Annotated in this window: 17 protein-coding genes and 2 pseudogenes; 6 read left to right on the top strand and 13 right to left on the bottom strand. The window is 57.5% G+C overall.

Going from position 1 to position 22,276, the window contains the following annotated elements; genetic code table 11:
• Positions 1 to 133 precede the first annotated feature (133 nt).
• Positions 134 to 375 (top strand): annotated as a pseudogene (locus tag Q1A91_RS19150) (IS110 family transposase); the annotation flags it as partial.
• Between the two features lie 205 nt (positions 376 to 580).
• Here Q1A91_RS19150 and Q1A91_RS19145 read toward each other — a convergent pair.
• Genes Q1A91_RS19145 through Q1A91_RS19115 form a run of 7 tightly spaced genes read right to left on the bottom strand, consistent with a single transcriptional unit; the run spans position 581 to position 8,806 of the window.
• Entirely contained in the window at positions 581 to 2,014 is a 1,434-nt protein-coding gene (locus Q1A91_RS19145) for an amidase (protein WP_299881456.1), read from the bottom strand.
• Between the two features lie 14 nt (positions 2,015 to 2,028).
• Positions 2,029 to 3,255: a serine hydrolase gene (locus Q1A91_RS19140; protein ID WP_299881453.1), complete on the bottom strand. Its 1,227-nt coding sequence runs from the start codon at positions 3,253 to 3,255 to the stop codon at positions 2,029 to 2,031.
• 25 nt (positions 3,256 to 3,280) lie between these two features.
• Complete coding sequence (locus Q1A91_RS19135) at positions 3,281 to 4,930, bottom strand: amidohydrolase (RefSeq protein ID WP_299881452.1); 1,650 nt, start codon at positions 4,928 to 4,930, stop codon at positions 3,281 to 3,283.
• Between the two features lie 60 nt (positions 4,931 to 4,990).
• Positions 4,991 to 6,016, bottom strand: a complete 1,026-nt coding sequence (locus Q1A91_RS19130) for an extracellular solute-binding protein (RefSeq protein ID WP_299881449.1) — start codon at positions 6,014 to 6,016, stop codon at positions 4,991 to 4,993.
• Positions 6,017 to 6,032: 16 nt separating this feature from the next.
• Positions 6,033 to 6,842 carry an ABC transporter permease gene (locus Q1A91_RS19125; RefSeq protein ID WP_299881446.1) on the bottom strand — a complete coding sequence of 270 codons (810 nt, stop codon included), beginning with the start codon at positions 6,840 to 6,842 and terminating at the stop codon, positions 6,033 to 6,035.
• Entirely contained in the window at positions 6,835 to 7,731 is an 897-nt protein-coding gene (locus Q1A91_RS19120; protein WP_299881443.1) for an ABC transporter permease, read from the bottom strand. The genes Q1A91_RS19125 and Q1A91_RS19120 overlap by 8 nt, the downstream gene beginning before the upstream one ends.
• Positions 7,732 to 7,735: 4 nt before the next feature.
• Positions 7,736 to 8,806 (bottom strand): ABC transporter ATP-binding protein, encoded by a 1,071-nt coding sequence (locus Q1A91_RS19115; protein WP_299881939.1) that lies wholly within the window; start codon positions 8,804 to 8,806, stop codon positions 7,736 to 7,738.
• Positions 8,807 to 8,938: 132 nt separating this feature from the next.
• Between Q1A91_RS19115 and Q1A91_RS19110 the strand changes: the two genes are divergently transcribed.
• Together Q1A91_RS19110 and Q1A91_RS19105 are read left to right on the top strand one after the other, a co-directional pair.
• Positions 8,939 to 9,592, top strand: a complete 654-nt coding sequence (locus Q1A91_RS19110) for a TetR/AcrR family transcriptional regulator (protein ID WP_299881440.1) — start codon at positions 8,939 to 8,941, stop codon at positions 9,590 to 9,592.
• Positions 9,593 to 10,097: 505 nt separating this feature from the next.
• Positions 10,098 to 11,210 (top strand): zinc-binding dehydrogenase, encoded by a 1,113-nt coding sequence (locus tag Q1A91_RS19105; RefSeq protein ID WP_299881437.1) that lies wholly within the window; start codon positions 10,098 to 10,100, stop codon positions 11,208 to 11,210.
• A gap of 468 nt (positions 11,211 to 11,678) precedes the next feature.
• Here the strand turns inward: Q1A91_RS19105 and Q1A91_RS19100 are convergent, their stop codons facing one another.
• The 6 genes from Q1A91_RS19100 to Q1A91_RS19075 form a co-directional block, all read right to left on the bottom strand.
• A complete protein-coding gene (locus Q1A91_RS19100) occupies positions 11,679 to 13,109 on the bottom strand; it encodes an amidase (protein WP_299881434.1) in 1,431 nt (476 codons plus the stop codon).
• An 18-nt stretch (positions 13,110 to 13,127) separates the two neighbouring features.
• Entirely contained in the window at positions 13,128 to 14,528 is a 1,401-nt protein-coding gene (locus Q1A91_RS19095) for an amidase (protein ID WP_299881432.1), read from the bottom strand.
• A 25-nt stretch (positions 14,529 to 14,553) separates the two neighbouring features.
• Positions 14,554 to 16,239, bottom strand: coding sequence for an ABC transporter ATP-binding protein (locus Q1A91_RS19090; RefSeq protein WP_299881429.1), 1,686 nt, complete (start codon positions 16,237 to 16,239; stop codon positions 14,554 to 14,556).
• 5 nt (positions 16,240 to 16,244) lie between these two features.
• Entirely contained in the window at positions 16,245 to 17,123 is an 879-nt protein-coding gene (locus Q1A91_RS19085; RefSeq protein ID WP_299881426.1) for an ABC transporter permease, read from the bottom strand.
• Positions 17,120 to 18,067, bottom strand: coding sequence for an ABC transporter permease (locus tag Q1A91_RS19080; RefSeq protein ID WP_299881424.1), 948 nt, complete (start codon positions 18,065 to 18,067; stop codon positions 17,120 to 17,122). Before Q1A91_RS19080 ends, Q1A91_RS19085 begins: the two co-directional genes overlap by 4 nt.
• 89 nt (positions 18,068 to 18,156) lie before the next feature.
• Positions 18,157 to 19,701 (bottom strand): ABC transporter substrate-binding protein, encoded by a 1,545-nt coding sequence (locus Q1A91_RS19075; RefSeq protein WP_299881422.1) that lies wholly within the window; start codon positions 19,699 to 19,701, stop codon positions 18,157 to 18,159.
• 135 nt (positions 19,702 to 19,836) lie between these two features.
• On the opposite strand from Q1A91_RS19075, the gene Q1A91_RS19070 reads away from it, so the two are divergent.
• From Q1A91_RS19070 to Q1A91_RS19060, 3 genes and pseudogenes are all read left to right on the top strand, one after another.
• A complete protein-coding gene (locus tag Q1A91_RS19070; protein WP_299881419.1) occupies positions 19,837 to 20,658 on the top strand; it encodes a helix-turn-helix transcriptional regulator in 822 nt (273 codons plus the stop codon).
• A gap of 235 nt (positions 20,659 to 20,893) precedes the next feature.
• A pseudogene (locus tag Q1A91_RS19065) lies at positions 20,894 to 21,208 on the top strand (transposase); the annotation flags it as partial.
• A gap of 108 nt (positions 21,209 to 21,316) precedes the next feature.
• Entirely contained in the window at positions 21,317 to 21,775 is a 459-nt protein-coding gene (locus tag Q1A91_RS19060; RefSeq protein WP_299881416.1) for a hypothetical protein, read from the top strand.
• Positions 21,776 to 22,276: the final 501 nt, after the last annotated feature.

The raw sequence follows: 22,276 nt of genomic DNA, 5'->3' as shown, positions 1-22,276 counted from the left end.
GCTGACTCCTAACGAGAGTGACAGATGCTGCGGGGGACAGTCATTCTGGGTGTGGGTGGATGGTTCCTGCTCCACCGGCGTCGTAATGCGCCATGGTGCTTTTGTCTTTCGCCGCTGGGAAAGGAGACACCCAATGCAGGTAACAACAGTCGGCCTAGAACTGGCCAAGGACGTATTTCAAGTGCACGACATTTCGGAGAATGGCTGCATTACCTTCAACAAGGCGATCAGATGCGCGAAGCTGCTGTCGACGCAGAAGCGATTTGCGAGGCGGTCCGCCGTCCGACAATGCGCTTCGTAGATATCAAGACTGAAGAGCAGCATCCCATTTTGTCCATCCACAGAACGTGTGACCTGGCCGTCCGGCAACGCACCCAGTTGGCCAAGCCAACATCATTGCACAGCTTCCCAGCGCCACCAGCAAACGGCCGTTCATCTTCTGACTGCATTGCTGCGCACGGTCCGCAAGAGGCGTCACTTGCTGATCTGCAAATAGTTGGTTCTGATCTAATTCACAGACCGCGCCCTGACCGCGAATCCTGAAGACACAGTTTTTCGAAGGTCGGCGAAACACGTGTCATCAAACACAGATCTTTGGAACCTCGCCGGAACCAGCAAATCCTTCTCCTCGAACCGCTTCATAGGCCAGAGCGGCCCTGCACACGTCCTGATCCCGATAGGTGTGGCCTACGATCTGGAGGCCTGTCGGTACACCGGTTGCACCAATGCCGGATGGTGCCGAGACGACGGGGCAACGGCATAGCATGTTGAAAGGCACTGTCATGATCCAGCCGTGCAAAGGATGGACCTGCTTGCCATTGATGTAGATTGGCGTCGTAACACCATCGCTGTCGGCAGGTACCGAAGGTAGGGCAGTTGTGGGGCAGACCAGCAGGCGGTACTTGGCAAAAATCCTGCTCAATTCGCTATACATGCGGTTGGCGATTTCGCCCGCTTCCAGGAACTTGACTGCGTTCGAATCCCGCGCACCGTCAACGATTGCCCTTGTGTACGGCATGAAGATATCCGGGTTCTCGTCGACCATTGCCATCAGGGAACCGCCAAACAGATGCTCAAGGTGCTGCATCGCGCCATCCAGCACATCCGATGTCCAACGCAGATCCACCTCTTCCACGATGGCGCCAGCCGAGCGGAAGGCGTCCAGAGCCGCTTCGGTGTTTTCACGCACATCCTCAGAGACTTCATAAAATCCGAGGTTCGGGGAGTAGGCGATTTTCCAGCCCTTGATTGACTGCACATCCATTGGGATATTCAGCTTCGGACGCAGTGAAACCATGTCGTCACGATGTGGGCCACACATTGTATTCTGCAACAGAATCATGTCTTTGGCGGTGCGTGCCAGTGGGCCATCAACTGCATAGTGATCCAAATTGAAGGGAGTATCCGCCGGGTTGCGCCCAAATGTGGGTTTGAGACCGTAGAGCCCACAGGTTGAAGAGGGAATGCGGATCGAGCCACCGATATCCGACCCCGAACACAACGCCGAAGTCCCCGCAGCAAGCGATGCAGCAGACCCACCCGAAGATCCACCGGGACTAAGCTCAAGGTTCCACGGGTTCCGGGTTATCCCCCAGAGTTTGCTGTGTGTTGTCACAGTACATGAAAACTCCGGCGTTGCCGTGCGTGCATGGACAATCCCTCCGGCGCGCAACATACGCTCGTTCACAGGTGATGTTCGGTCAGCAACATAGTCCTTCATTGCCAGAGATCCATTTGACGTCGGCAGTCCTTTGATCTCGCTCTCGTCCTTGACGCCAATTGCCAAACCTTCAAGTTTGCGAACGGGTTTGCCCCCCGCATATTTCGCCTCGGCCTTTTTGGCTTTGTCCATCGCCTCATCGAAATACGTGTAGGTGAAGGCGTTGATATGTGGCTCTACTTTGCCTGCCCGGTCCAGAACGGCTTGCATATGCTCAACCGGCGAAAGGGTTTTTGCCCTGAACATCTCAAGGGTCTTGTAGGCGGGCAGATATGCCAGATCCGTGGTGGTCACTGCGGTGTCCCCTTTTAACCCGTATGCCCGAACGCACGCGAAATCGCATGGAACCCGGCCATTGTTTCCTTCAAAAAGTCCGAGTTCTGGAAATCCGGCCAAGTCGAAAGCTTGACGGCGACCATGCCGCGTTCAGGCGAGACATAAATGGTCTGCCCAAACACACCGAGGCACAGATGCCCCGTTTTGTCTTGGTCTTCGATCCAGAACTGGTTGCGATAGGCCCCGTTGGGGAAATAGTTGCGTCCGTTTTCATTAAAGAGGCCGTGAGCACCATTGCGCGTGGAGTCAATCCAGCGTTGCGGGATCACCTGGCGGCCATCCACCTGACCATCATTCAGCATCGCGAGACCAAAGCGCGCAAAGTCGCGCAGACACGCGCTGATCCCGCCACAGGCAAGTCCATAGCCCGAAGGGTCCACCGTGATGTTCGCATCCTCTTCTGCCCCCATCGGCGCCCAGAGGTTCTCCGAGATGATCTGCGGCAGACGCATTTGCGTCACCCGCTCCATTGCGTGCGCCAGAACATCGGTTTCTATTGACCGATAAAGAAACCGGCTGCCGTGCGTGTCTTCCAGCGTTTTCAGCGTCTGGATCTGTTCCCAGACGCAAGTCGGCCAATCCGTGACATCCACGCCCGGCGGGGCGGGTTTCCAGCCAGAGGCAAAATCAGTCTTGCCGATGTCGCTGTCGCGTATGTCGTAGCTTTCCTCATAGCGCACGCCCGTGGTCATATCCAGAACCTGTTGAACGGTGGCGCCCTTCCATGCGGTCTGCTCAAGTTCAGGCAGGTAGTCTGTGATCGGTGCTTGCGGGTCAATCAGGCCCTGATCCATCAAAACAGCCCCGGCCGTTGCGGTGATCGACTTCGACACGGATTGTGCCAAATGCACCGTGCGTTGATCCATGCCGTTGTAATAGCTCTCGTGGATCACCTTGCCGCCGATCATGACCAGCAGGCCATCGGTGTAGGTGTCATCGACCAACTGGTCGATGGTTTTGGGCCCGCTTTCCGTCTCACAGGTTATCCCGCCAATGCCCTGTACATCCATGGGCAAAGACGAGGTTTTTTCGCCCTTACGGATCGGCGCGGTGGGCAGGAACTCCTGTACTCTTTGAAAGGCCCAGCGGTTCCATGGCGGGCGATCCCAGTCAATCCTGGGCAGGCGTTGCTCCGGCGGTGGCGGCGCGCCCTTCATGATCGGAGGCGCGACTTCGGAGTTCTTGTAACTGCTGGACATGTTGCCTCCTGATATCTGCTTGGTGTCAGGCTTCGTAGGTGATCCGGCCACCGCAGATCGTCACGGCAGCTTTTGCGGTGCCCAGCTGATCAATAGGCATGCCTTCGAGATCGGCGTTCAGGACGACCACATCTGCCATCATGCCTGCGCTCAGGCGGCCCTTGCGATGCTCGTTAAACTCGACCCAGGCGTTGTCGCGGGTATAGCAAGCGAGTGCATTGCGTAACCCGATGCGCTGATCTGGCCAGATATCCGGCAGGTCGGCACCGGCAACAGCCCCCTGGATCGTCGGCATCACGTCCACCGGCACCACCGGCCAATCGGTCGAAAAGATCAGTTTGGCACCCGATTGCTGAATGTCTTTCCAGGGAAAGGCCGTTTTGATCTGGTGGGCATGCAGAATGTCACCGGCCTCATATGGGGGCAGGAAGAACCCACCGAGCGGCGCATGCAGCGGCTGCATGGAGGCCACGACACCCAGCTGTTTCAGGCGGGGAATGTCGTCGGGATGGATGGTTTCGATATGTTCGATGCGATGGCGGCTGTCTCGAACGCCGTTGGCGTTTTGCGCGGCCTCATACCCATCCAGTGTCTGGTGCACCGCCGCGTCGCCAATCGCGTGCACGGCAATCTGCAGGCCCATGGCGTCCGCACGAATACAGGCCTGCTTGAATTGTGCGTCCGTAAACAACGGTTCGCTGCGGGTATCGGTGCCGGGATATGGTTCGAGCATAAAGGCGGTCTTGCTGTCCAGAACGCCATCCATGAACATCTTGACCCGGTTGGACCAAACCATATCGCTGTTATACTGGGCACGCATCTCAGCAGCCTCGTCGACCCGTTCAACCGGGTCGGTATGTTTGAGGTGCATCGGTATTTCAGTGCGGCACAAAAGCGTGCCTTCTTGCTCCATCTCGGAGAGCAGCCCGAGCTGATAGAAGTTGCCATCCATATTGTGCAGGCCGGTGATGCCCATTGACGCGCAATGTGTGTAGCCTTTTGCAATTGCAGCCTTGTCGATGGCGCGGGTTTGCGCATCTGGCATCGGCACCGGATCGGCGCCGGTGACCATGCCCAGCATTTCGCGTCCTCCAAAGTTGGTCATCGCCATAATCGGTTCAAACGCAGCCGCTTCCAGCAATTCACCGGTGGCCAAGCCATCCTTGCCCATGACCACTTCAGAGCCCAAGCCGCATTCCTTTCCATGCAGCAAACCGGCCACTTCGAGCGCCTTGGTGTTGGCATAGACCGTATGGTGATCCGCCGTGACCGCTGCAAAGGGTCGGTTCGGCATGACAGCATCCAGATCGTGGCGCGTGATGCCGCGATCCCCCATCATGGCGTAGTCGATCGAACACGCAAACAACAGCTTGTCGTCAGGACGCGAAGCCGCGTAGGGGCGCACGGCTTCAGCCAAAGCGTCAGCACCACGAACACCGTGCAGGTTCAGAAAGTCCAGCTCCGCCGACCCACCGAAGAGGTGAACGTGGCTATCAATAAAGCCCGGCAGGACGGTTCCCCCCTGCGCATCGACCACACGGGCACTGCCTGCCATGTCGCGAATTTCGGCGTTCGAGCCAACGGCGGTGATGACACCGCCTTCGATGGCCAAGGCTTCGGCGTCCGGTCCATCAAATGTGATGACCCGCCCGTTGAGGATGACGATATCGGGCATTGCATTCTCCAGTGGTCGGGGTGCCCTGAACCGGGCACCCCGCCTGTCATCGAGACATCTTTACTTTTGCAGCTCGGTCCAGATCTTGGTGTAGATCTTGGTGACTTCCGGTGGGCAAACCTCTGCCACATAGGCCGCGGCTTTGAGGTCATCCGGAATGACAACTTCCGGAGCCGTGGCCATTTCCTCGGGCATAAAGGCCTCGGACCCGAGGATCCCGTTGGCGTACCGCGCAAAGGACGAGATCAGAGCGGCGTTCTCCGGTGCCATGACGAAGTTCTGGAAAATCTTGGCGTTGTCGGGGTTCTTTGCATCTGACAGAACCACAACGTTGTCCATCCAGACCGGATACCCTTCTTGCGGGTAACCATAGACGATGTCTGGGTTTTGAGCGCGTGCGCGGAACGAAGCTCCGTTCCAGTTCACACCCGCCGCCAGGTCGCCTTTGACGAACTTTTCAATGGTGCCATAGTCAATCGAAAGCCAGTGCTGTTTTGCCTCGACCAGCGTGTCCCGTACTTTTTTCAAGACGGCCTTGTCAGCGGTACACTGCGTCCCGCCGTGATAGTAAATGGCCAGCGACATCACATCATTCATTTCAGGAACAACGTTGATCTTGCCTTTCAGTTCATCTGGCGGATCGAGGAACATTGCAGCAGTGTGCGGATTGCCCCCATAAACGGCTGTGTTCACGGTTACACCCACCGTGCCCCACTGCCAGGGAACCGAGTATTTGCGGCCTGGGTCAAAGGCGACATCGACCCATTGCGGGTCCATATGCTTGAAGTTCTCCATTTCGCTGGGGTTTGTTTCCATCAGCAGGCCTTCGCCCACCCAGATCGGAATATAGGTGCCCGAGGGAACGACGATGTCAAAACCGTGACCACCGGCTTTGACCTTGGCTAGCGCGGTGTCATTGCTGTCGAAATCGGTGATCGTAACCTTGATGCCGGTCTCGGCCTCAAACTTTTCGATCAGCTCGGGGTTGGTGTAGTTGCCCCAGTTGTAGATGTTCAGTTCACCATCGGCCAGTGCGGGGAACGCGAGGGTCGCCGCAAGGCCCAAGGATGTTGCCAGTGTTCGCATGAAGTTTCTCCCTGAGTTATTGTTTTTTGCTCTGTGAAAGTATGTAGAACGCGACCACCAGAGCAACGGAGATCGCGAGCAAAACGGTTGAGATGGCGTTGATTTCGGGTGTGATGACCCGGCGCAGCTGGCCCAGCATATAGGTCGGCAAGGTGTCCTGACCTGCGGATTTCACAAACTCTGTGATAACCACATCATCCAGCGAGATCACAAAAGCCAGCATGGCTCCGGCGAGCACACCCGGCCACAATTGGGGTAACGTCACCCGGCGGAATACGCGCCACGGGCGGCCATAGAGATCGGCCGCGGCCTGTTCGAGATTCAGGTCCATCCCCTGCAATCGCGCCCGGATCGGCATATAGGCGAAGGGAATACAAAAGGCCGAATGCGCAATGATCAGGTACCACAGACCTGTGTAACCGGTCGCGACCTTGATCATCGCAAAGAAGATCAACAGCGCAACGGCTGTTACGATTTCCGGTATCATCAGCGGCTGGTTGATCATTGCAAATACCAACCCCGACCCCCGGAATTTTGTCGTGCGGGTTGTCGCCAACGCGGCCATCACAGCGGCGGTTGTGGCAACAAGCGATGCACAGGTGGCAATGATCAACGACAGTATGGTCGCGTCCTGAACCTTTTCGTTCTGCCATGCTGAGACATACCACTGCCAGGAAAAGCCCTCCCATACGGCAATGCTGGTGCCGGCATTGAAGGAATAGACCACCAACAGGATGATCGGCAGGTACAAGAGCACGAAACAGCTAAGCGCGATAAACACAAAGCCGGACTGGCGGCGGACATCAAATGCACGGGATTTAGCCATGAGGCGTCTCCTCGGATCCCGCCGAGCGGACGTAAAAAACCAGCGCGACCATGACGACCGCCAAGAGCGTGATCGAAAGCGCGGCACCAAGCGGCCAGTTGCGGCCCTGACCGAACTGCAACTCGATGAGATTGCCCATCATCAAATTCTTGCCGCCCCCCAGCACGCGCGGCGTGACATAGGCCCCGAGCGAGGGAATGAACACAAGGATCGACCCCGCAACCACGCCCGGTTTCACAATTGGCAAAATGACCTTGCGCAGCACCCTCCAGCGCGAGGCATAAAGGTCATAGGCGGCCTCGACCAAAGAAAAGTCCATGCGCTCCATGCTGGCATAGATTGGCAGCACCATCAGCGGCAAGTAGACGTAGAACATGCCAAGCGTCACGGCAAAGTCCGTGAACAGCAACTGGATCGGTTCATCAATCAGCCCCAAGCCGATCAGGACACTGTTGAGCACGCCTTCGTTGCGAATGATCTCCATGACCGCAAAGGTCCGGATCAACAGGTTGGTCCAGAACGGCACCATGATCAGCAACATCCACATGTTGCGCCGGTTTTCACGTCGTGTGGCGATGAAATAGGCCGTCGGGAAGCCAACCAGAAAGGCCACGATGGTTGTCAGCAGCGACAGCCGCACGCTGCGCCAGAAGATCGACAGGTGGGCATCCGAAAAACTGACTGTTTCGTCAAAGAAGTCACGCTCGGCAAAAACATTGAACCAGGCGTCGGCCGAGAACTTCCAGATAACGCCACCGTAGTCTCCGGGTGTCAGGAAAGAGAACACCAGTACGATCAGCAACGGTCCCGCCGCCGCAATCGTCAGGATTGTCAGGGCAGGGGTGAGAAGCAGCCAGCGTCTATGTGGGGATTGGGTCTCGTTCGACATGAGATCAGTCCCTCAGCACCTGTGCGACGCCGGGGTTGAATGAAATACCCACTGGTTCGCCAACCTTGTGGTCCTCGGCGGAATCTGGTTGGTTCTGTTGGCGTATTACAAAGGTGGATCGGGCTTCGGTTTCGATGTGATAATGCGTGTCCGTTCCAAAATAGACGATGTTCTTGAGCGTCCCGTCGAGCAAGGCGCCGGGGGCCGTCAACGTGGCATGCTCAGGCCGCACAGCGATTGTCACCGCCCCCGAAGTTGGCCCGCCTGCGACACTGCGCGCCTCGATCGCCTGCCCGGACGGCAAATGCACTTCGGCGGCATCTCCTTCAACAGACTTCAAATCCGCACTGACAAAGTTGGTATCGCCGATGAAATCCGCAACGAACCGTTCGGCAGGATGGTCATAGATTTCCCGAGGGCCACCAATCTGAAGGATCCGGCCGCCGTTCATGACGGCAATCCTGTCTGACATGGTCAGCGCCTCTTCCTGATCGTGGGTGACGAAAACGAAGGTGATCCCGGTTTCATGTTGCAGGCGTTTCAATTCGATCTGCATTTCCTTGCGCAGTTTGAAATCCAGTGCAGAGAGCGGCTCGTCCAGCAAAAGAACCTTGGGTTTGGGGGCGAGTGCACGCGCCAGGGCCACACGCTGTTGTTGGCCGCCGGAAATCTGGCTTGTCATGCGGTCGGCCATGGGGGCCATCTGCACAAGCTCAAGCATTTCCTTGACCACACTTTGCACTTCGGCTTTGGGCCTGTCCTGCATCTCCAGACCGAATCCGATATTCTCCGCGACCGTCAAATGGGGAAACAAAGCATAGTTTTGAAAGACCGTATTGACCGGTCGGTCATAGGGCGCCTTGGACAGAATATCATCGCCGTTGATTGTCAGGCTGCCCGATGTCGGGTCAACAAACCCGGCGATTGATCGCAACAATGTTGTCTTGCCGCAGCCAGACGGCCCGAGCAGTGTGAAGAATTCGTTTTCTGCAATGGTAACGTTGACATCTTTGAGAGCGGTGAACGCCGAGTCACCTGAGCCAAAGGTCTTTGTCAGCCCCGAAATCTCGATCATGTGGTCAGTACCATCCATGGTTGTCGCTTTGGGCAGGTCAACCGGCCCCCCACGCGGCAATGAAACAGGAGAAAAATATTTGAAGTCAACTACAATATTGCAGTCGAAATGGGAAATTCATATGTATCTGATATGACCGGGCTACGAGAACGACAAAAGAACAAGCGTAAGAACAACATGCTCAAGGCAGCGCTACAGTTGTTTCGTGAGCGTGGGTATGATGCTGTAAAGCTTGAAGAAATCGCAGATCGGGCAGATGTTTCCGTTGGCACCGTCTATACGTATTTCAAAACCAAGAATGCCCTCTTGTTGGCCGTCATCATCGATGATTTCGACGCTGCATTCACTCTCAGCAAACACGTCCTGTCCAACCCGATAGCTGACTGCGAATCTGCGGTAAATGAGCTGACGCGCTGCTACTTCCTTGAGGTGGAAGGGGGCATTACCCGAGAGATGTGGCGTATCGCGATTGCCTTCGTCTTTTACGATCCGACCTCTCATTTCAGCGTTGAATACGAGAAATGCCTCTCCAAGATGCACGGTCAGTACCTGGCCTTGGTGCTCCGCCTTCAGAACGAAGACCTGTTGTCGCGTTCAATCGTTCCTACTGAATTTGCGAGCATTCTCTACAACAACGCCAACATGTGCTTTCTCGACTATCTTCGCGATGAAAACGCCACGATTGATGCTTTGATGGGCAGATTGAAACGGCACAATGCGCGGCTTTTACAGTGGACGGGATCGCTGCAGTTTTCAGACAACGAGGGTAACACGGAAAAAGCCTGAACCCGTTTCATTGCCAAACAGAGCAAAACGACGAATACAGAAGGCAAAGAGGTGCGCGACAGCGCTTTTTGTTCCCGATCGCCAGAAGTTCGAGTGATTTCTGGATAGCCGTTGTTACTAGGCAAGGCTGATACCCGAACTCCCGCCAAGTTCGCCCATGTTTAACGCCGCGAAAGCCTTTGTTTCCGATGGGTTCGCCAACAAACCTACCTATGGGTTTTGTATTCCCGGAGGCCGCTTTCCACAGAACCGGCGGAGAGCGGACCTCGGAAGCGGTGCGGCATCTGAAGATTACCTACTCGCAGTATTCGGGTAGTAGCCGCGATCCCCACATATTGGTTGCGCCTGCGATAGGAGGCGTGTTCAGTACTTGAAGTGGTCGCTTCATGACGCTTCTCATGTTCGATGGAAAGCCCTAGGATCGAGGTGTCATTTAGACGATCTGGCCGGGTCTTCGATCCGAACCCACCTTTTCATCTTAACAACGAGACCTGGAGATATCGACATGAGCACCACCGGCAAGCAGCTATTCACGACTCTGGAAAGCGATGGCACGCTCACTGTCGCGATTGAGGACGTGAACTTTCCTGATCCGACCGGCAATCAGGTTCTTGTGAAAATGGAAGCGGCACCAATCAACCCGTCAGATCTCGCCATTCTTGCTGGTGCGGCCGACCTTGAAAACGCCGAGTACTCACCTGGAAAATACGTCGCCACCATGCCTGAGCCGTTCAATGCGGGCTCCAAGCCCCGTCACGGGCTGAAACTTCCAGCTGGTAATGAAGGCGCAGGCACCGTTGTGAAATCAGGTGACGGCGACATGGCCAAATCGCTGATGGGGCAACGCGTCGCCTGTGTTCCGGGAAATGCCTACAGCCAATATTGCATCGCCGATGCTCAAATGTGCCTGCCACTGGGTGACTATTCGGCCGAGGATGGCGCGAGCGCCTTCGTCAATCCCATGACTGCACTTGGGTTCGTGGAAAACGCAAAAACTGATGGACAGAATGCGATACTGCACACAGTTGGGGCCTCCAACTTGGGTCAAATGTTGACTCGCATCTGCACAGAAGACGGGATCGGGTTGGTCAACATTGTGCGCAAGGAGGATCAGGCCAAATTGCTCAAAGAGCTTGGGTCGACCCATGTCGTCAATTCGTCAAACGACGACTTCACGAACCAACTCCGCTCCGCGATTGATGACACCAACGCCTTCTACGGCTTCGATCCGATCGGCGGCGGGAAATCGGTCGACGCCGTTTTCAAGGCCATGGAGCAGGTCGCGGTTGGCAAGATGACCGAGTATTCGCGCTATGGTTCCAACCAGCAAAAGCGCATGTTCATCTATGGACGTCTGGACGTTGGATCGACGATCCTTTCGCCAAGTTATGGCTTTGGTTGGACCCTGTCAGGATGGCTTTTGTTTCCCTTCCTGCAATCGGCCGGAATGGAAACTGTGGGACGGATGCGTAAGCGGGTGCTCGAAAACCTGACGACGACCTTTGCCAGCCACTACAAGAAACGGGTTGATCTCGAAGAGATGCTGACCAAGGAGGCCATAACCGATTATCGCGCGATGAAAACAGGTGAGAAATACCTCGTCATGCCTTGGAAATAAGGCCTCCCGCCGGACATTGCGAGGTCAACTCGGTGTCAGGTGGGGCGTGGAAAAGGCCCCGAGCCGAGATTCTTCATCCCGTTTGATCTAACACGACACGCGCACTGCCAACATAAACGCAGAAAAAGCTTAGGGGCCCTGCGAAACCTGTTCGATGAAAGGGACGGCCCGAAGGAGACATCCATCCACCTGATCAACGCTGCGGTGCAGCTTCACTAAAGCGGACGTCGGCGGCAGAGTGCAGCATCTTGGGACACTATGGGCGGTTTGGCCGGACAAACCTGCCACCCAAATCATAAGTTTGTATGTCCGATATCGGCGCTTCGTGGTCAAAGCAAACAGTGCCTCAAGGCGAAACAGAGTTGGCTTCGTGCGTTCGATATTGAGTTGAACTTCAACATTTGCAGTGTCTCTTCCCTGCCATAGCATGTTTGGTAAACCATCAATGCTGGCTTAGGTTAACTGCGTCTAAATCGCCGGACGATTGCCCACATGTGTCAGCCAAGGGGCAGCTTGCTCCAGCGCCTGCCCGACATGGAAAACGCGAGCGTCATCCAGATGGCGTGCGACGATCTGGATACCGGTGGGCAGCCCGTTGCCGCCAATTCCCGACGGCACCGACAAGACCGGGCAGCGGCCCAGCATATTGAACGGGTGACACATGCACCAACCATACATCGGATCGACCACCTTGCCGTTGATCTTCACTTCGTCCCACGGGTTCTGATCCGCCGGGATTTCGTGATGTCCCAATGTCGGACAGATAAACGCATAGCAATCTTCCAGAATCGGCCCGAAAGAGCGCGCCATCTCGGCTTGCATTTCGTAGGCGGCGTAAAACTCTTCGCTGGTTGTGCCCTGATTGGCCTCGACGCAGTATCTCGCCCAGTTCGACGCCAGCGACGGATCGGTTGCCACGACTGAGGCCATGTAACCGCCAAAGAGGTGATCGAGATAGACCGCCACCAGCCTGTCGGCCTCCGCCGACCAGCCGGGATTTACCTCAACCAGCTCGGCACCCAGATCCTGAAGCACCTTCAGGGTTTGCATGGTGTTCTTACGCACATGCTCATCCACTTCGAAATAGCCCAGATCCATCGACCAGGCGATTTTCTTGCCCTTCAGGCTGCCATGGGTCATCGGCAACTCGTATTTCGGGCGGATCGAGGCATTGTCCAGCGGGTGTGGCCCGCACAGGACGTTCTGCATCAACGCCACATCGCCCACCGTGCGGCCCATTGGCCCGACCACGGCATACATGTCATAAGCGAAGGCCGTGTTGTCCGGGTTGCGGCCATAGGGCGGCTTGTATCCTACCACGCCGCAGCAGGCCGCCGGAATGCGGATCGACCCGCCAATGTCCGATCCAGTCGCCAGCGGGCTGCTGCCCGCGGCCAGTGAGGCGCCCGATCCACCAGACGAGCCGCCACAGGTGTAGTCCAACCCCCAGGGTGTGCGGGTGGTGCCGTGAATGCGGCTGTCGGTGACACCGGCGCTGCAAAACTCGGGCGTGGTCGTTTGAGCATGATAATAGGCTCCGGCATCAAAGAGCCGCTGAATGGCGAAATGTGTTTCGGTTGCGACCTCGTCTTTATAGTAAAGTGAACCCTGGGTGACGACCTCGCCAATCAGATCAACCTCGTCCTTGACCGCAATCGGCAGCCCCTCCAACACGGCCAGATCATCGGCCTTGGCAGCATAGCGCGCCTCGGCCCGTTTGGCGTGGTCCATGGCCTTGTCAAAATGCGTGGCGGTGAAGGCGTTGATCTTAGGCTCGGTCTGTTCGGCCCGGACAATCAGCGTGGTCAGATACTCGACCGGCGACAGGGTACCATCGCGAAACCGTGCCAGAATGTCAATGGCGGGCGCATAGCAGAGATCAAGGTCAGGGGTGGTCATTGACGTATCCATTTGTTGTCAAAGGGTGGGCCGACGTTTGGCGCAATCGAAAAGCGGCAAGGACTGTTCCAGCGCGGCGGCGACGCGGAACACACGCGGATCGTCATAAGAACGCGCCACGATCTGCACACCCATCGGCAAACCACTGGCGGCAATGCCCGAAGGCACGGCAAGGGTGGGCAGGCGGCCCAGCATGTTGAACTGAGGCAGCAGGTGAAACTCGTAATCGCTGTCGATTTCGCGACCTTCGATCACCTGCGTGTCCCACAACTTCTGATCAGCACGGATTTCATGGGTGATGAAGACCGGGCAGATCAGCGCATGGGCGTCTTCCAACACGGGGCCGATGGTGTCATACATCTGTGCCGCCATCTCGTAGGACGCCATCACCTTCTCGGCTGTGCTGGTTTTAGAGCGTTCCGCAAGGAAGGCCGTGTAGTCGCAAACCAGATCAGGATGCGCCTCAACTTCCTGCAACAGGGCCTGCCCCAGCAGGAAATCAAGATAATCACGCGCGGCATAGGTTGTTTGACGGGTCCAGCCGAGATCGACCTCTTCGATGATCGCCCCTTGCTCGGCCAGCCGCTCCATGGCCGCCAGCGTGTGGGCACGCACATCCGGGGCCAACACCTCGTTGCCGACATCCAGCGTATAGGCGATCTTCAGCCCCTGCACACTCTCATGATCCAGCGGGATCGTCATCTTGTCGCGCAGGGTGGCGATATCGGCCGGGCAATGGCCCGAGATGACATTCTGCATCAGCGCGCAATCGGCAACGGTGCGGGCCAGCGGGCCAACCGACAGATAGGGATCAAGGCCGAAGGCACCGGGATCAGGAACGCGCCCGTATGGCGGCTTGTAGCCCACAACACCGCAGGCTGCGGCAGGGCCACGGATCGATCCGGCAATGTCCGACCCGGTCGCAAGGCTTGACGTGCCCGCCGCCAGCGAGGCCCCCGACCCGCCGGACGAGGACGAACAGGTAAACTCCTGCCCCCACGGGTTACGGGTGGTGCCGTGCAGGCGGCTGTCGGTCACCCAGGCACAACAGAATTCCGGCACCGTGGTGCGGGCATGAAAAATCGCCCCGGCTTCGCGCAGACGCGCGGCAACGGGGTGATCCTCGATGGCAATAGTGTCTTTGTAGATCAGCGAGCCTTGGGTGTTGGGCTGCCCCGCCACATCCATTTCATCCTTGATGCCAACGGTCAGCCCTTCCAGTGGCCGGGCCTGATCGGGGTTTGAGGCATAGAGTGCCTCGGCCTGTTTGGCCTGTTCCCGCGCCGCGTCGAAATAGGTGAAGGCAAAGGCGTTGATTTGCGGTTCAACCACCTCGGCGCGGGCAATCTGCGCCTCCAGCACCTCGACCGGGGACAGCGTCCCGGCGCGGAACATCTCAAGCTGGCGGCGCGCCGGCATGTAGCAAAGATCAAGATCGACCACTCTACGCTTCCACTTCGGACATTTCAGGCAGTTTGTGTTGCGAGGCGGCGATCAGGGCGCGGGTGTAGTCACGCGCCGGCGCCTCAAAGACCTGCGCGCAGGCGCCGGTTTCCACGATCTCGCCTTTCAGCAGAACCACCACACGATCCGCAGAATGGCGCACGACGCTCATGTTGTGGGTGATGATCAGGATCGACACGCCGGTGCGTTCCTGAATTTCGTTGAGCAGGTTCAGCACCTCGCCCTGCACCGATACATCCAGCCCCGCCGTGGGTTCGTCGGCGATGATCAGTTTCGGGCTGAGCGCGAGGGCACGGGCCACCCCCACCCGGCGCGCTTGCCCGCCGGACAGCTCGTGCGGATATCGGGTTGCGAAACTGGCAGGCAGGCCCACATCGGTCAGCAATCCTGAAACCGTAGCCTCCCGATCAACGCTCGTCTGGCCTTGCACAATCAGTGGCTCAAAGATCTGCTCGCCAATTGTCACGCGCGGGCTGAGCGAGCCAACCGGGTCCTGAAACATCATTGAGGTGCAGGCGCGGATGGTTTTCAACCCGGCACTGTCAGCGCGATCCACCTCCTGTCCGTTCACGGTGATGTCTCCTTCAGCGGTGTCCACAAGACCCAACACCGAGCGGGCGATGGTGGTCTTGCCTGACCCGCTTTCGCCGACAAGCGCCAGTGTTTCCCCATGATGGACGCAAAGGCTGACATCGCGCACCGCGCGGATTTCCTGTGCCCGCCCCCCCAGCCATGTGGGCAGCACACCCGGTTTGTGGAAGGTCACCGACAGGCCCGCCACGTCCAGCACCGGTGCGTCCTGCGATTTCACCCTGTCGGTCGGGCCAGAGAAGATGTCGATGGGGGCCGACAGATCATCTGTCATGGTCGGCAAACGGCGGGTCGCCTGCTCAATCCGCGCCGGATCACAGCGCAGCAGTTTACGGGTGTACGCGTGCTTGGGCTGGCTGAAGACCTCAGAAACGGGCCCGGCCTCGACCACATCACCGTGGTTCATCACCAGCACATCGTCACACAGGCTGGAGACCACGCCGAGGTGGTGGGTCACAAAGATCACCGCGCTTTCGGTTTCTTTCTGCAAGCGGCGCAGCAGGTCGAGGATTTCAATCTCAAGCGTGGCATCCAGTGCGGTGGTCGGCTCATCCGCGATCACCAGATCGGGTTCCAGCATCAGCGCCATGGCGATGGAGACGCGCTGGCGCTGTCCGCCGGACAGCTCGTAAGGGTACATCTTCATCCGCGCCGCCGGGTCCGGCAGGCTGACCCATTCCAGCGCATCCAGAGCACGCGAGTATTTTTCCTTTTCGCTCCACGGTTCGCGGTAAAGGACATCAACCATCTGCTGGCCGATGGTCAGGGCCGGCGTCAGCGCGCTCATCGGATCCTGGGAGATATAGGAAATCCGTGTGCCGCGCAGCGCCTGAAGCTCCTCCTGGGGCATGCGCAAAAGGTCTTTGCCTTCAAACCAGGCCGATCCGCTGGAAACCGTGGCCACCTCGGGCAACAGCCGGGTCAGCGCCCAGATCAGCGTGGACTTGCCTGACCCGCTTTCGCCGACAATGCCCAGCACGCGATTGCGGCTGAGGTTGAAACTGGCGTGGTTGACGGCCAGAACCGCGCCGTATCTGACCGCCAGATCATGAACTTCAAGCAAGGGATCATCCATCGCGCTTACACCCCCTCACGAAGTTTGGGATCAAACGTGTCGCGCAAGGCTTCGCCCAGGAAGGTGAACCCAAGTGTCGCGATGATCAGCGGCGTCGCGCCCGCGATCACAAGCCAATAGGTCTGACGGATGAATTTATAACCATCATCTAGGATCAACCCCCAGCTGGATTGCGGTGGTTTCACACCCACTCCGAGAAAGCTGAGGCCCGCCTCGGCGGCGATATAGACAGGGATGTCCATCGAGGCGAGGATCAGAATGGGGCCGATGATATTGGGCAGGATATGACGCGCGACGATGCGCACGCGGCTCATCCCCATGGCCATCAGCGCCTCGACATAATCCGCCTTTGAGGCCGAGATCACCGAGGTCCGCACGATCCGTCCGTAGTAGGGTATCGAGGTGACCACCAGAATGCCGATCACGGTTTTCAGCCCTGCGCCAAAGATCGGGCCAACAGCCAGCGCCAGAATGATCACCGGATAGGCCCGCACCGTGTCAAAGCTGAGCACGATCAGGTTGTCCAGCCAGCGCGGGCCGAACCCGGCCACCATGCCAAGGACCACCCCAATACCGACGGACAGGGCAGTCGAGACCAGTGCGACGGTCAAGGCAATCTGCCCGCCATAGAGCGCGCGCGACAGCACGTCACGGCCCAGCTGATCCGTGCCCAACCAGTGGGTTGCCGAAGGGGATTGTAGCTTGTTTGGCACGTCAATGGCTGCCGGATCAAACGGGGCCAGCACACCGGCAAAGAGCGCCGAGAGGACCAGCAACGTCACCAGAACCACGCCTACAGCCCCCATCGGATCACGCATCAGGCGCATCAGGCCGCTGAAAAAGGCATTGCTGCGTTTGGGTGGAGAGGTGTCCAGCGCGCTCATTCGCCTGTCTCCATGAACCGGGGATCAATGATCGCGTTCAGAATGTCCGAGACGGTCGTGGCCACGATCAGAATGGTCGACGCCGCCAGCACCGCGCCCAGCGACACCGGGTAGTTGCGCAGGATCACGGCCTCATACATCAGCTTGCCGATGCCGGGCCGGGCAAAGACGATTTCCACAAACACCGCGCTGCCCATCATCACGCCGACGCCAATGCCGATTACGGTGATCGTCGGTGCAATCGCAATCCGAAGGGCATAACGATAGATGATCCGGTTTTTAGACAGGCCAAAGGCACGGGCATTGCGGATGAAATTGGTCGACAGCACCTCAATCATCGAGGCGCGCACCAGCCGCGCCAGATACCCGACCCAGCCGATCCCCACGGCGAATGCAGGCAGGATCAAATGATGCAACTTGCCCAACAGGCCGTCATCTTCGCCCGCGCCGATGGCGGGCACCCAGCCCAGCCCGGCGGCAAAGATCAGCATGCCAAAGATGGCAAGGATCACCGCAGGCACCGCAATGACGCTGACCGACAGAATACCGATCAACCGGTCAAACAGGCTGTTGCGGCGCACGGCGGCGATGCAGCCCAAGGGAATGCCAAGGGCGGCGGCCACAAACAGTGATGCGGCCAGAAGTTCGATGGTGCGCGGCAGATGGATGGCCAGCGTATCAGTCACCGGCTGCTTGCTTTTCAGATCGGTCCCAAGATCACCGCTCAGCACGCTGATCAGATAGTTGAACACCTGCACCGGCATGGGCTTGTCCAGCCCCAGCTTCTCGGTGATCGCGGCTTTCAGGTCAGGCGTCGCGCGTGGGCCCAGCATGGCGCTGGCCGGATCACCGGGTGCGGCCTGAATCAGCACGTAAAGGCTTGAGATCGCCAAAATCAGGACGAGAATTCCAAGCCCGGTGCGTTTGAGAATGTAAACAAGCATCGGAAAGCTCTTTTCAGGGCGGAATGGCGCAAGGGATCAGGATCGGGCGGGCGCAGGGCGTGTTCCCGCCTGATCCTTGGGTTCAGGCGTTACTCCGCTTTTTTGAACGCATGAAACACAGGCCGACCATCGGGCAGAATGCCGGGAATGATCGTGTCACGGTGCAGGATCACGGTTGGTTCCTGCGAGACAAAGACAAAGCTGCCGCTTTCCTCCAGCATCAATTGAAGCGTCTTGTAAATCTCGCCGCGCGCGGCATCGTCCTCGGTTGTACGGGCCTGGGCCAACAGGGCGTTGTACTCATCGTTGGCATAGCCCTCCCAGTTCCAGTAGCCGATCTGATCCTCGACGAAGTACTGCATCGTGTAATAGCCCTCGGGATTGCCCGTCCAGGCCTTCAAATGCAGTTGCAGATCGGCGGCGCGGATTTCATCAAGGCTCCAGAACGTGCCCTCATCCTGGCCGTTCAGCTCAAGCGTGATGCCTGCCTCGGCCAGGTTGGCCTGCATGATCTGTGCGGCAGTGTCACGGGTGGTGTTGTTTACATAGTCCAGACGCACCACCAGCCCTTCGGCCCCCGCTTCGGCCAGCAATGCGCGGGCCTGATCCAGATCGCGGGTCAGGGTGACCTCTGCGCGGTGACCGGGGAAACCAGCCGGCACAAAGCCGGTGGCGGGCAGGCCATGCCCGCCGGTGGTGGCGGCCAGGATCGTTGGGATATCCAGCGCCAACTGGATCGCGCGGCGGACTTTGACATCAGCCAGAAGCTCGGTTGTCTGGGTGATGCCCAGAAACAGCGGGTCCAGCGTCTGGGCCAGCTTCACGACCCCGCCAGCGGGCGGGTTGGCGATCAGCGTCTCGTAATTGGCAGCCGAGGTGCGGGTGTAATCCAACTCGCCCGCGGCAAAGGCCAACTCGGATGCGTTCTCATCACCGATGGGCAGCAGGACGATTTCATCGAAATCGCCGGTCTCGCCGGTCCAGGCGGGATTGCGCTCCAGCACCAGCTTGTTGCCGGGTTCAAACTCTTTGAGCATATAGGCGCTTGCCGTTGCAACGGGTGTGGATTCGAACCAGCCGCCCGCTTCATCCGCAGCGGCCTTCGAGATGATGGCGCCACTGGTGAAGGTCAGCGTGGCACCCCAGAAGGGCGCATAAGGCTCGCTCAGATGAATGATGCCGGTGTATTTGCCGGTGACTTCGACATCTTCCAGATACTGGAACTCTGTCACAATGCCGGATTCCAGATCCGGATCGATGTGGCGCTCATAGGAGTATTCGACATCCTCTGCGGTCAGTTCGCCATAGCCGCCCGTCCACATGATGCCCTGCTTCAGCTCAAAGACGATTTTCAACGGGTCCGACAAATCCACCGATTCCGCGGCGTCCAGTTCGAACTTCCATTCGTCACCGGGCACTGGCTTGGCGAGGCGCGGATACAGATTGTCGATCAGGAACTGATCTACGGTCGAACCCCAATAGGCCGGATCCAGATAGCCAGGGTCCGACGGCACAGCGATGGTCAGGGTTTCAGCCTGGGCCGCAGGGGCGGCCCATAGGAACGCCGCAGCGGCGATCGCGCCCGCCGTCCCGGTGATGGATGTGTCGGTCTGTGTAAATCTGAAGTGCAGCATGAGACTCTCCTGTCAGGATTAATTTGATCATATTTTTCCCAGAGAGTACGGAGTCATTGGAGGTGTGGATATTCTCTACAGGCAGCGGAGCGTATGCTGGTTGACTTGTATCAGCATAAACAAGCATAAAATGCTATGTCGAATTCGCATCTTCAGGAAAACCTTCGCCTGCTCTGCAGCTATGGTAAATCCACATCGGACATTTGCCGACAGGCCGGTTTCAACCGTCAACAGTTCAACAAGTACCTGAACGGTCATGCCCAACCCTCGCTGGCGACGCTGCGCCGGGTGTGTGACTTCTTCGGCGTGGATGATCATGAAATTCTGCTGCCGCATGATGCGTTCAAGGCCATCATCCGCCTGCGCCCGCCAAACCTTGGCGTTAAACCAACACTCTTTGAAAACATCCTCAATAGTATCATTCAACCGTCACGCACGGATACCGGCCTGCTGGAACGCCATGAGGGGTATTATCACGTCTATCTCGCAGCCCCTTCGGCGGGCGGAAACCTGATCAGGTCACTGGTGCGGCTGTACCGTGAAAATGACGCCTGGCTCACCAAAACGGTAGAGCGGTATTCAGAGGATCAAACCTTCATAAGCCCGACCACGGTCAAGTATTCCGGAATCGCACTTGAAGCCGTCCAACGCATCACTGTTCTGGAGCGCGAAGAGGGCAGCGGACGTAGCCTCTGGGCCACGATGCTGTTCTGTTCTGATCAACAACGACCGAGCTATTTGTCAGGCCTTTGCATGATGGCCGAAACCCAGGGCCGCATGGATATCAATTGTGTGCGTACGGTGTGGCATTATCTGGGGAGCGATCCGAACTTGCGACAGGCCCTGCAAATGTGTGGATCTGTCGATCAATCTTCAGAATCAGTCCCGGACATCATTCTGGAGTGCACCGATAACTCCCTCAGGGAGAATGAACCTGTGATGGCGCCTCGCGGTTAGAGTATCGCAAATTTGTACGTATTGAAGCGGACAGAACCTTGCCAGTCCCCATTCCCCGAACCCAATGGCAAATAAGGACGTTTTCGAGCTGTCCATGCTGATCGCAGCATCCGGCGGCAGTGGGACTCTCCGCGGATGTCGAAGGCGGCGCAGCATCAGATCATCGAGCGGATCTGTCGTCGATCTGGACGGTCTAGAACTGCCGTTCGTAACGTTTGGATTCGCTGTAATGCAGCTCGGCGATGCAAAACAGTTCGAGACCGGACGCGACTTGGCCGCGTGGCTGGGTCTGACACCGCTCAATAAATCCAGCGGCGGAAAGGAACGCCTCGGGCGCATCACAAAGAAGGGCGACAGATACATCCGAAAACTCTTGATCATCGGAATGACCTCACGCGCCCTCACGCAAAGCTTCAACACGGCGACCAGCATGGGGCGGCTCACGTTGAACATGCTTCTGTCGTTTGCGCAGTTCGAACGCGAAGTGACGGCAGAAAGCATCCGCGACAAGATCGCAGCATCCAAACGGAAGGGGCTTTTGATGGGGTGAGGTGCCCCTAGTTTACTAGACACCTACCTCGTTCAGTTTGCGGCATTATGGAGCAAACTCACCAAATAAGGTTATTACATAATCTTAAATGGTTAGCCATAAAGAGGCATGGAAAACACTGTAGATTATGAACGTCCCAACACCGTATCAGGCTTGAATGCCAAGCGGAAAGAGTTAACCAAGCTACTCGGCAATATCACGGCAGAGGCAGAGCGGGTGCGAACAAGCATCAAGCACATTGACGCCTGCGTCACGCTGTTTGACCCTACAGCCAAGCCACCAACAACCTACCATGACGGCTTCATACCGCGCCACACGGCACCCAAGGGCCACTTGAAGCGCTTCATTCTGACACAGCTTAGGGAAGCCTCCGATCCGCTCACAGCCCGCCAGATCGCGGACGCATGGGCAATAGATCAGATGATAGAGGGCGATGCGGATACGTTGCGCTTGCTGCGGAAGCGGATTGGCATTTCCATAAACACCATCAAGAAGGATGGGCTGGTCACTGAGGCTGGAATGGATGGCGTGTCCAAGCTTTGGACGTTGAAAGAGGGCGGACTGTGAGCCGCCCTCTGGCGTTGTTACACCGACTTTGGGAAGTCTGGCGGCAATGCCTCCGCTGGCGGCACGTTCGGGAACAAGCGCCCCTTCACAACGTCAGCGATGCGACCAAAGTTAAGGCCGGGATAGTATGCCGAAATCCACGAGTATGGAATTTTCAGCGCTCGTGCCAGTTTGATTACGGACGCCATGGCGGGCGTCACTTTCAAGTCGTGCATCGATAAACCTCATGATGCTATCGACCGAACGTCAGGGTTGACGAAACGACACAAATGAATCATTTGTCAGTTGTTGTTTGGCTGACCTCGGTCTGTTCAAATAGGGAGGACCGAGGCTTTCGCCTCAGCCCTTATTCAAGCCCCACATGCAAGACGCTGGAACGTCTTTCATGTGGGCAACCTTATATCTGACTCATCTTTGTAACCTGTGACCCTCCCCCACTGAATTGGTCCTCCGCTATGTTTAGGAAAACGGAGGAGACACATGGCCAACAAGCGACCAAAG

Origin of the sequence: uncultured Sulfitobacter sp., from assembly GCF_947500075.1 — a bacterium.
Taxonomy (GTDB): Bacteria; Pseudomonadota; Alphaproteobacteria; order Rhodobacterales; family Rhodobacteraceae; genus Sulfitobacter.
This window is presented reverse-complemented; position numbering and strand designations above follow the sequence as displayed.